Raw genomic sequence first — 11458 nt, forward strand, 5'->3', positions numbered from 1 at the left:
TAAGATCCTTTCTCTTGTCATAATGAATGTACAACATGATACTATACATTCATTACAATATGTTAGCAAGTGATATTTTAGTGACGTTAATAAGAAATTGAGATTCATTTTATACTTTTTCCTAATTCTTTTTAAACATCAATTTTTAGTAAAAAAACCTGCTGAATGCCAGCAGGTTTCAAATTGTTACTATAGATTACTATGAGAAGTGTACTTCGTCAATTTATTCTTGAAAATGAAAGTTAGCTATATCATTCTGTTGAGATAGATGGGTCAGCCTGCTCTTTTTTCGGGATAATTTCAAAAAACTGGTACTGCATATCATCGAGTAACGGTGTTAATAAAGCAACTTCCTCGTATTGCTCATGCTCATTTAATACACGAATATAGTCTAGCAATAACTCAGTCACATCTTGCACACCATTTTTACTAATTGGTTGTAACGTAACATTTGCTCCTTTTGCGATTCTTCTTTTTAAGGCCTGTTCTGTTAAACCTAAGCTTGAATCATGACGTAAATAAACAACACCGCCAGTCATACCAGCACAAATCCATGGGCCAGGATCCCCTAAAACAAGCGCTCGCCCATTTGTCATATATTCAAAAGCGAAACCTTTAATATTAGAGTATGATCCTATATTCCCTTGCTCTTTTTCGCGGAGTGGCTTTGTCATTCGCCCTCCAATTATCATGTCTGCTCCAGAGAGGCGGATACCAGCGCGAGCATCAGCGTTACCTTGAACGTATAACGCTCCTTTTTGTGCCCCGTATCCAAAACCTTTTCCGACAGAGCCGTTATAATATATGTCGTCTTTCCCTTTTGCTTTCGTTATATAAATACCACCACCAAAGGAGGTTTTACCAATACCATCTTGTGCACCACCATTTACGTGTATAAATAAGTTTTCACTATTGTAAGCACCTAATCCATTTCCGGGAATAGAGCCATTCGTATACTTTAATGTAAGTGGTTCAAGCTTCGTGTCTTCATATAATTTACTACGAACGCGATAGCAAGATTCTAGACCACCCATAACACGTTGCTCTACACCAACGCCTACTAGTTCTTTTGAATGAGGTGAATGAACTGTTTCAAATTGTTTTTCCGGCATGTGTTCCGTTTTTGTAACAGCTGGGTGTTCTATCGTTTGTAGTAAATTACATAAGTTTAATAAATTTTCGCCTCGAACTTGTTCTAGTAAATCGGAACGTCCGACAATGTCTTGTAAATTTGTATAACCAAGATTTCCTGTTAATCGTTTTAGTTCTATTCCAAAAGTGGTGAATAAATGTAATAATCCAGCAACGGCGCTTTCTAATTGGCGCGGGACGAAGCGGCGTAATCCGTGTTCTTTCGCCTGAGCTTCAGATTCAATTTGTGTTGCAATTCCAACATGACAAGTATCTAGATGACACCCGCGGCAAGTTGTACAGCCGATTGCAATCATAGATAATGTACCAAATCCAATGCGGTTTGCTCCGAGGAGCATGATTTTCAAGGCATCATTAACGCTTCGGATACCGCCATCAGCCCAAATTTCTACTTTATGTCTCATATTTGCTTCTAATAAAGCATTGTGAGCGGCTTTCACACCAATTTCTACAGGAAGACCTACATGTTGCAATGCGTGAATACGTGCAGCACCTGTACCACCATCAAATCCGCTAATGTTAATAAAATCAGCACCAGCTTTTGCAATACCGACAGCAATTGTTCCGATGTTAGGAACGACAGGGACTTTTACAGCTACCTTTGCAAGTTGATTAGCCGTTTTAATTTCTGTAATCATTTGAGCTAAATCTTCAATGGAATAAATATCATGGTTGTTAGAAGGTGAAATTAAATCAGAGCCAATTGTCGCATTACGTGCTTCAGCAATTTTGGCTGTTACTTTTGAACCTGGCAAATGTCCACCTTCACCAGGCTTTGCGCCTTGCCCAATTTTTATTTCAATTAAGTTTGATGAATTTAGTAGTTCGGCGTTTACGCCAAATCGCCCAGATGCAATTTGTTGTCCACGTGTATGTGGATATTTTCCAATCATATCTTTAATTTCGCCGCCTTCACCGTTCAAGCTAATCATATTTAGCTGGTCGGCCGCTTCTGCATATGCACGAAAGGCAATTTCATTTTGAGAGCCAAATGACATGGAACTAATAATAAATGGTAAATCATGATTTTGAATGCCGACGGACACTTCTTCAGTTGGAATGATATGTTTTGTTTGTTTCGTTTGAATAAGGTGTCTAATTGCGATTGGGTTATTTTCTTCTAATTCACTTAACTTGTCACGGTAATCATCATAAGAATTTCCTTTTGCAACATCGCCGATTGCTTTCCAAATTCGCGGGAATATATGAAAAGATTTTCGTATTCTAACTTTAGGATCGTTATAATCATTCGCTCTCATTTGTGCATCTTCAGCAAGTGACTCAAGCGAGAAAGCTAAATTATTTGAACCGAAGAAATTCGTGATTTGTAATATATTTGCGATTTCCTCATGTAATCCGATAGAAGAATAGAGGCGACCGTAACCACGTAATTCATGAATTCCAATTGTTGAAATGACTTTTTCCAGTCCTTTATTAAGTGCATGATATAAATTCGTAATGGGTGTTTTTGTCCCGTCATTTACGGTTGCAAATAATAAATATGGATTAATACTATCTGCTCCTAATCCATACAGTGTGACGATATCGTGTAGGGAGCGAAGGGCACCAGAACGTATTACGAGAGAGCAGTTTCGGCGTAATTTATTTTCGCTTAATATTTGATGTACTTTAGCGGTAACTAAATGCGGATCAATCCATAACCGTCCATTTAGATGGGCATTGGCATCGTCTATTAATAATAGGGAAGCTCCATCGTTCACCGCTGTTATCGCTTCAGAACCAATTCGATTTAAGGCGCATTGTAAAGTTTCGGTAGGAGCGAATGTAGCAGAGATTGTAGCGATAGAGCTATGAGTATTGAATAGCTGTATAAGTTGTTCATACGTAATTGTCTGTAATTCCTCTGTAATAGACTGTGCTACACTTCCCTCTAAAATAATTGGGGAAAGCATCTCAACTAAAAATGGCTGTTTAGCACCGCTTAATAAACTTGGGCGCTCTCCAAGTATTGTTCGAGTAGAGAAGTGTTCGACCTCTCGATCACGATCAATCGCTGGATTTGTAACAACGGCTACACTTTCTTTAATGAAGTCAGCGATATTTCGTCTATCAGTATCGAGTGCGGCAAGTGGTGAGTCATGCCCAAGTGAGCGAATTGGCTCAACTCCTTTTGTTGCCATCTGTTCAAGAAGTTGAATATGTTCTCGATCCCATCCAAAAGCAACATATTGCTTCGTTTCAACTTGCATAGAATCACATAAACCTTGGATTTCTTTCGTTTCAGGGATAGATAAATTCAAATGATAGTCGGTAACATCCACTCGTTTTTTTAAATGGTTATATACTTGAGTTTGGTAGTCATCGTATTCGTAGAGTACAAGCTCATCTTGTTCGTTCCACTTTAGGCCGACCTTTTCTCCAGGAGCGAGTGGTTTTGGTTCTGCTACATATTCAGTTGGTGATACAACTCCAGGTTCAGAAGAGAAAATATAAGAGCTTTCTGTTTCCACTTTCCATACTGGTCGCAGTCCAAGGGAATCAACGCTGAAAACAGCTTCATCTTTGTAACGTGAAATAATGCCAGCTGGACCTTGTGCAAAATGGCCCCATGCTTCACGTATATACGTATATAAATCTTGTAAATGCGGTTCATAAAGTTTAATTTCATTAATAATTGGTGGGAATAGTATATCCATTGCTTCAAATAAACTGTAGTCGTATTGAACAAGTAGAGTTTCTAAGGTGCGGTTTAAATCTTGGGAGTCACTGCCCCCAGCAGTAAGGGGAACATGAATCATTTCAGCTTGATCGCGTAATTTTGCAATTGTGTTAATTTCACCATTATGTCCGAGAACGCTAAATGGTTGTACACGAAAAAAATTAGATAATGTATTAGTAGAATAGCGATTATGTCCTAATGTCATAGTTGAAGCGATAAGTGGGTGTTGTAAATCATTGTAATAGGCAACAAGTGTATCCCCAGCACCTAGAACTTTATATACAACATGGTCACGACTTAAGGAAGCAACATGAATTGCTTCGTTTTCCTCTATTTTCATTGTGACAGAAAATAATGTTTGCTCAATATTTTTAACTTCATTTTCTGCGATAAGAGCAACTTGCCAAAATAAAGGTTCTTCTTGTTTACCGAGTGGACCGAGTGCATCGGAATTTATTACATCGTCACTTTCGAAAAGGATTGCAAGGTTTTCGTTGTTTAGTTGTGTGCGAATATGATTTTTTAGATTAACGGTATTCTCTTTTTTGTTTAGAAAAAAATGTCCAACGATAAAGTGGGGATGATCCACAATCGTTGGATTGTATCCGTTATTTTTCAGCTTCTCATTCCAAAGTGCTTTTGGGACATCAATGTGAATGCCGATACCATCTCCTTCACCATTAATGAAACCAGCTCGATGATTCATTTTGACTAGTGATTGTATACAAAGGTCAATATTTTCTTTTGTAGGAATTTTTCGTTTCTCCATAACGGAAACGATTCCACACGCATCATGTTCTGCATTTTTATAATCTCGAAATAAAGACGGTGTCCATGTATTTGTTTTATTGAGCATCCGTCAATCCCCCCTCTTATTAAAGTTAGAATAATCTTACTATTAAAGGCCTGAGCAGCCTTATATACAAGGATAGTAAGGATATAAAAGAAAAATAAAACAGATAATTATGAATAATTATACTATTAATGAGGGATTTATGAAATAGAAAAAAGGAAAAAAGAAAGATGTGCTTTCTTTTTTCCTTTTAATGACGGGATTATTTATTATCCGCTAAAGCAGCGAATGCTCGGCCTACAGCTTCGATTGTATATTCAATATCTTCTTTTGTATGTTCTGTTGTTAAGAACCATGCCTCGTATTTAGAAGGTGCTAAGTTAACGCCTTCTTGGAGCATTAGCTTGAAGAATTTACCGAACATTTCCCCGTCTGTATCTTGTGCTGCATCGTAATCTTCAATTGTATTTGTTGTGAAGTATACAGTTAAAGCACCTTTTAGACGGTTTAATGTAATATCGATATTATGTTTTGTAGCTTGCTCTAAAATTCCTTTTTCAAGAATGGCACCAAGTTCATCTAATTTCTCATAAAGTCCTTCTTGTTGAAGAACTTCTAGACAAGCAATACCAGATGCCATAGAAGCAGGATTTCCTGCCATTGTACCAGCTTGATATGCAGGTCCAAGTGGAGCAACTTGTTCCATAATTTCTTGCTTACCACCGTAAGCACCGATTGGAAGTCCGCCACCGATAACTTTACCAAGCGCTGTTAAGTCTGGTGTTACGCCAAGTAAATCTTGAGCACCACCGTACATAAAGCGGAAAGCAGTAATAACTTCATCGTAAATTACTAGTGCACCAGCTTCGTGAACAAGTTCATTCACCTTCTCAAGGAAGCCAGGTTTTGGCTCTACAATACCGAAGTTTCCAACAATCGGTTCTACAAGAATAGCTGCTACTTCATGTCCCCATTTATCTAATGCTTCTTTTAAAGTTTCTACATTATTAAATGGAACGGTAATAACTTCTTGAGCGATACTTTGTGGTACACCGGCTGAGTCAGGAGTTCCTAGTGTAGAAGGACCAGATCCAGCTGCTACAAGTACTAAATCAGAATGACCGTGGTAACAACCAGCAAATTTCATAATTTTTGTGCGGCCTGTATAAGCACGAGCAACACGGATTGTTGTCATTACAGCTTCAGTACCAGAGTTTACGAAGCGGACTTTATCTAAAGCAGGCATTGCTTCTTTTAACATTTTTGCAAATTTTACTTCTAGTGCTGTTGGTGTTCCGTAAAGTACCCCGTTTTCAGCAGCTGTTGTAATTGCTTTTGTGATGTGCGGGTGAGCATGTCCAGTAATAATAGGACCGTATGCTGCTAAATAATCGATGTATTTATTTCCGTCTACATCCCAGAAATAAGCACCTTTTCCACGTTCCATAGCAACAGGAGCGCCGCCGCCAACCGCTTTAAAAGAACGAGAAGGACTATTAACACCGCCAACGATATGTTCTAAAGCTTCTTTATGTAATGCTTCTGACTTTGTGAATTTCACTACAATTCATCTCCTTACAAAAATCTATGTATTATTCTAACATGTTTTTCGAAAAGACGTATTGTTTGTGATAGAGAAGGCAGTTGGGTAAACTATTCGTTGTGACATTTAGGAAGGGGGTCCGATTATGAAATCGGTAATTGAGGTACAAGGGTTACGTAAAGAATTTACAGCCTATTCAAGTCGTCCGGGTTTAAAGGGTGCATTTCGCGATTTATTAAATCGTAATTATAAAATAGTACCAGCAGTAAATGATGTATCCTTTACTGTAAAACAAGGTGAGATGGTTGGTTATATCGGTGAGAATGGTGCTGGTAAATCAACAACAATTAAAATGCTTACGGGGATTTTGACTCCGACATCAGGAGAGATTTTAGTAAATGGGATGAATCCACATAAGCAGAGAGAAGAATTTGCAAGAACAATTGGTGTTGTTTTCGGTCAACGCTCGCAACTTTGGTGGGATATTGCTGTACAAGAATCGTTTCGTTTATTAAAAAAAGTGTACGGTGTATCAGACGCTCAGTATAAAGAACATATGGAGCACGTAATTGAAACGTTAGATATTGGTCCCTTATTAGACAAGCCAGTTCGAAAGTTATCTCTAGGTCAAAGAATGCGTTGTGAATTAGCGGCAGCATTAATTCATAATCCACCGTTATTATTTTTAGATGAACCAACAATTGGGCTAGATGTACTTGTGAAATTGAAAATACGTGAATTTTTAAAAGAAATGAATGAACGTTATAAAACAACAATTTTATTAACAACCCATGATATTACTGATATTGAAGCATTATGTGAGCGCGTTATCATGCTAGATGAAGGAAATATTATGTATGACGGTTCTTTAAATAATCTTCGTACGCAGTGGGGAGCAGAGAAAGAAATACATTTTCAGTTTATTGCACCAGTTTCCTATCAGGATTTATCAATGGTTATGCCAGATAGTCATGTCGTTTGGTCGAAAGCGAAAGAGGAAAACACGTGGGTTGCAAAAATCCCGAATGAAGAAGTTATTATTTCAATGCTTATTTCTAAAGTAGTACAAGCTTTTCAAATTAAAGATTTAAAAATTAATGAAGTGTCTACAGAGGAAATTATTCGTAACATTTATGAAGAAGGTATTAAACATGGGTAAGTACATTGAGATGATTCGAATTCGCTTTTTAATGATGCTTGCGTATCGCACAAACTATTATAGCGGGATTCTAATTTATACGATTAATATCGGTGCGTATTATTTTTTATGGCAGGCAATTTATAGCGGAAAAGAGAACATTGAAAGTTTATCTATTTCGCAAATGACTACGTATATCGCAATTGCGTGGATGGCACGTGCCTTTTATTTTAATAATATAGATAGGGAAATTGCGATGGAGATTCAAGAAGGACGTGTAGCGGTAGAACTAATTCGTCCATATAACTATTTAGGAATGAAAGTTATGCAAGGTCTTGGTGAAGGAATATTTCGTTTTGCATTCTTTTCAATCCCGGGTATGGTTATCGTTACCTTATTATTTTCATTGCAAATTACAACGAATTTTCAAACATGGCTATATTTCTTCTTATCTTTAATATTTAGTTTTATTATTAATACACAAATTAATTTAATGACGGGAATGCTCACGTTCTTCCTATTTAATAATAGTGGAATTATGTATGCAAAACGTGTTGTTATTGATTTATTTTCAGGTCTATTATTACCAATTAGTTTTTATCCGTTATGGGCCCAAAAGGCAATGATGTTTTTACCGTTTCAGGCCATTAGTTATATTCCGAGTATGATTTTTTCAGAAGGTATACAAGGAAGTAAATTGTATGAGGCATTATTATTCCAAGTAATTTGGGCAATTGTACTTATTATTCCAATTGTACTCATGTGGAGAACGGCGAGAAAACGTCTAATTGTACAAGGGGGATGATGAGATGATATATATAAAACTATTTTTGCAATATGCAAGCCAATATATAAAAACAAAATTGGAGTATCGGGGCGATTTTATCGTTGGATTACTTTCTGATTTATCACTACAGGCTGTTAATTTAATCTTTATTCTTGTTGTGTTTGGGCATACACAAGCATTAAAAGGCTGGAATAGAGAAGAAGTAATCTTTATTTATGGTTTCTTTTTAGTGCCGTTTGCCATTTTCTCAGCCTTTTTTAACATATGGGACTTTAATGATCGTTACATTATTAAAGGAGAAATGGATCGTATATTAACGAGACCGATTCATAGCTTGTTTCAAATTATATTAGAAAGAATGGAACTTGAGTCTTTAATTGGGGCCATTACAGGAATGATTGTAATGGGATATGCAGCAGTGGAGTTACAATTATCTTTTTACTGGTATGATTTCTTCTTATTCTTACTAATGGTAGGAGGAGGCGCACTTGTATATGGAGGGATATTTGTTACGCTTGCAAGCCTTGGTTTTTGGTCGGATGCGAAAAGTTCAATTATGCCGCTAATGTATAACATAGGTAACTATGGTCGCTATCCGGTTAATATTTATAATCGTGTGATTCGCTTCATTTTAACATTTGTTTTACCATTTGCGTTTGTCGGAGTGTATCCAGCAGCATACTTTTTAAGGAAAACAGAGTGGAATAGCTATGCATTTGCAACACCACTCGTTGGTGTTATCTGTTTTACGATTGCAATCACTCTTTGGAATCAAGGGGTAAAAAGGTACCGTGGTGCTGGGAATTAATTATAGAAGCTTGTTTGTTTCTAAGGGATAAATCCAATGGCTTTCTCATACATATAAAATGAGGTGGAGGACATGTTATGGGGATTTATTCTATTAATTGCAGCAATTGCTATTTTGAGAAGTGTCCAATTGTTATGGAGTTCCTATTCAGATTCAACGCGTTTTTTTTCGCTGTATAATCTAGCCACATTATTTTTGATTTATACAACTGTACTAATTGCGTTTGGATTAAGTTATGTTGTATTAGAAGAAATGGGTTTTGCAGTTTTGAAAGAGGATGGAGAAAGTTTGAACGCTCACTCTTTTCAACTCGTTGAAATTTGTTTATATTTTAGCGCAGTTACTTTATTGTCTGTTGGATATGGTGATATATCTCCGATTGGAATTGGGCGGTGGATTGCAATTGGAGAAGCGCTAATTGGATATACATTACCGTTTGCTTTCGTGATGAGGTCTGTAATAGACAATGAAAAATAAGATAGCATTTGTTATAGTAAAAGAAAAGAATAGGAGTGATAACAATGGTTACAGTAGGAGAAATGGCACCGGAATTTACATTAGAGGGAAGTAACGGGGAACAAGTTCGCTTAGCTGATTTTCGTGGGAAAAATGTAGTTCTATATTTTTATCCGAAAGATATGACTCCAGGGTGTACAACTGAAGCGTGTGATTTCCGTGATGCTTATGGATTATTTCAAGAGAAGGACACGGTTATTCTTGGAGTGAGTCCGGATCCGGCAAATAGACATTTGAAATTCATTGAGAAGCATGAACTTCCATTTACACTTTTAGTAGACGAGGATCATAAAGTAGCAGAATTATACGATGTTTGGAAATTGAAAAAGAACTTTGGGAAAGAGTACATGGGAATTGAGCGCTCTACATTCCTTATTAATAAAGCCGGTGAGCTTGTAAAAGAGTGGCGTAAAGTGAAAGTGAAGGGACATATTGAAGATGTTCTTTCTTATATAAAATAAATCCATTGTGGAGATAAAATATATAGAAGTAAGGCGAGTGTCTATACATATTTTATTGTCTTACATAAAGTGAAGTGTAGGGCATACCTCCTCAGATGATAGTATTCCAAGTGCGATTATGTCGCACTTTTTTTCTATGTAATTGTATAAAAAATGGGGAAAGATACATAAGAATAAGGCTATATACAAAAATAAACCACATACTTATAGTAGAAATATTGACGATTTATAAGAAAAGGAGTACACTCTTTATAAGAATTATAAAATAATAATCCGTATAGAATCGGGGTGCATGACGGTGGTCAAAGAAGAATTAAAAGAAGCGCTAGAAATGCTGAAAAATACGGGTGTACGCATTACTCCACAGCGTCATGCTATTTTAGAGTACCTTGTGGAATCAATGACGCACCCAACAGCGGATGACATTTATAAAGCATTAGAAGGTAAGTTTCCAAATATGAGTGTTGCAACTGTCTATAATAACTTACGTGTATTTAAAGAGGTTGGACTTGTAAAAGAATTAACTTATGGAGACGCTTCAAGTAGATTTGATTATGTTACAAGTCAACATTATCATGTGATTTGTGAAAAATGTGGTAAGATTGTTGATTTTCCTTATGGAGGTTTGGAACAACTTGAAGAGGAAGCTGCAAAAACGACAGGCTTCGTTATTAATAGTCATCGCTTAGAAATTTATGGCGTTTGTCCAGAGTGTCATAAGGCGTAATATATAATAAAGAAAGAGGCTGACGGCTTTACGTCAGCCTCTTTCTTTATTATATATGGGAATTACGTTAGGTTCAGAAGGATTTAAAATGTGAAGTGAAGAACCTAACTTAATTAAGGACAAATCTAAAAGGTGATTTCTTGGTTAAGAAATCACCTTTTTAATGAGTTGAAACTTCTTTAGTTTTGTAAGGCTGTATTTTCCTCGCTGTACCCATATATACCTATGATTTATAGCTTTTCTTATTGTATTTCTCATCAAATTCTTTTCCTTCTAGATTCCGATCCATTGTTAAAGGTTGATTGCAATGCATGCATGCGTCGACACGACCGAGCATTTTTGTTGGCTTATCGCAGCTGGGACAAATAATTTGGATAGTCTTAGTAGATAACATACCAATCCAAAAGTAAACGACAGTACTAGCGATAACAGCTAAAAAGCCAACCATCATAAATGTTGTCATAATAATAATGTTTTCGCGGAAAAAGACACCTAAGTATGCAATGAAGAGACCGATGAATACTAAACTTAATGCGAAGGTTCGGATTTTATTGATTTTGTTCGAATATTTAATGCCCATTCTCACCACACTCCTATAACAATAATATAACATAAAATTTAGAATTTTCACTCGTTAAGAAGCGTGTAAAGTGATAAGATATGAAATGCTAAGTGTGATGAAGAATGAAGGGAGGCTATAATAATTTTTAGAACATGTTTTTAAAGTTTTAACGGGATGTGAAATTTTTTTGTAAAAAGTATTGACCCTGTATGTACTGCATGATATATTAATAACCGTCGCTGATGCGGAAACGCAGAAAACGACAAAAAAGAAATTGAAAAACTTAGTTGA

The 11458-nt window shown here is 36.4% G+C and carries 9 protein-coding genes; 6 read left to right on the top strand and 3 right to left on the bottom strand.

Going from position 1 to position 11458, the window contains the following annotated elements; genetic code table 11:
* Nucleotides 1-251 precede the first annotated feature (251 nt).
* Both V7S50_RS28235 and hemL read right to left on the bottom strand, forming a co-directional pair.
* Nucleotides 252-4688 carry a glutamate synthase-related protein gene (locus V7S50_RS28235; protein WP_242256163.1) on the bottom strand — a complete coding sequence of 1479 codons (4437 nt, stop codon included), beginning with the start codon at nucleotides 4686-4688 and terminating at the stop codon, nucleotides 252-254.
* 199 nt (nucleotides 4689-4887) lie between these two features.
* Entirely contained in the window at nucleotides 4888-6186 is a 1299-nt protein-coding gene (hemL, locus tag V7S50_RS28240) for a glutamate-1-semialdehyde-2,1-aminomutase (RefSeq protein ID WP_242256161.1), read from the bottom strand.
* 127 nt (nucleotides 6187-6313) lie between these two features.
* Between hemL and V7S50_RS28245 the strand changes: the two genes are divergently transcribed.
* From V7S50_RS28245 to perR, 6 genes are all read left to right on the top strand, one after another.
* A complete protein-coding gene (locus V7S50_RS28245) occupies nucleotides 6314-7327 on the top strand; it encodes an ABC transporter ATP-binding protein (RefSeq protein ID WP_063221696.1) in 1014 nt (337 codons plus the stop codon).
* Nucleotides 7320-8111 carry an ABC transporter permease gene (locus V7S50_RS28250; RefSeq protein WP_000521517.1) on the top strand — a complete coding sequence of 264 codons (792 nt, stop codon included), beginning with the start codon at nucleotides 7320-7322 and terminating at the stop codon, nucleotides 8109-8111. The genes V7S50_RS28245 and V7S50_RS28250 overlap by 8 nt, the downstream gene beginning before the upstream one ends.
* A 4-nt stretch (nucleotides 8112-8115) precedes the next feature.
* Entirely contained in the window at nucleotides 8116-8901 is a 786-nt protein-coding gene (locus V7S50_RS28255) for an ABC transporter permease (protein ID WP_063221697.1), read from the top strand.
* 72 nt (nucleotides 8902-8973) lie between these two features.
* Complete coding sequence (locus tag V7S50_RS28260; RefSeq protein WP_000964350.1) at nucleotides 8974-9378, top strand: potassium channel family protein; 405 nt, start codon at nucleotides 8974-8976, stop codon at nucleotides 9376-9378.
* A gap of 44 nt (nucleotides 9379-9422) precedes the next feature.
* The gene (gene bcp / locus V7S50_RS28265; protein WP_242256159.1) at nucleotides 9423-9878 is read left to right on the top strand and encodes a thioredoxin-dependent thiol peroxidase; all 456 of its coding nucleotides are present in this window, start codon (nucleotides 9423-9425) and stop codon (nucleotides 9876-9878) included.
* Nucleotides 9879-10176: 298 nt separating this feature from the next.
* Entirely contained in the window at nucleotides 10177-10605 is a 429-nt protein-coding gene (gene perR / locus V7S50_RS28270; RefSeq protein WP_000237831.1) for a peroxide-responsive transcriptional repressor PerR, read from the top strand.
* A 223-nt stretch (nucleotides 10606-10828) separates the two neighbouring features.
* Here perR and V7S50_RS28275 read toward each other — a convergent pair whose 3' ends face one another.
* A complete protein-coding gene (locus V7S50_RS28275; RefSeq protein ID WP_063221699.1) occupies nucleotides 10829-11185 on the bottom strand; it encodes a YgzB family protein in 357 nt (118 codons plus the stop codon).
* Nucleotides 11186-11458 lie beyond the last annotated feature (273 nt).

Origin of the sequence: Bacillus sp. CCNWLW194, assembly GCF_037120585.1 — a bacterium.
Classification (GTDB): domain Bacteria; phylum Bacillota; class Bacilli; order Bacillales; family Bacillaceae_G; genus Bacillus_A; species Bacillus_A basilensis.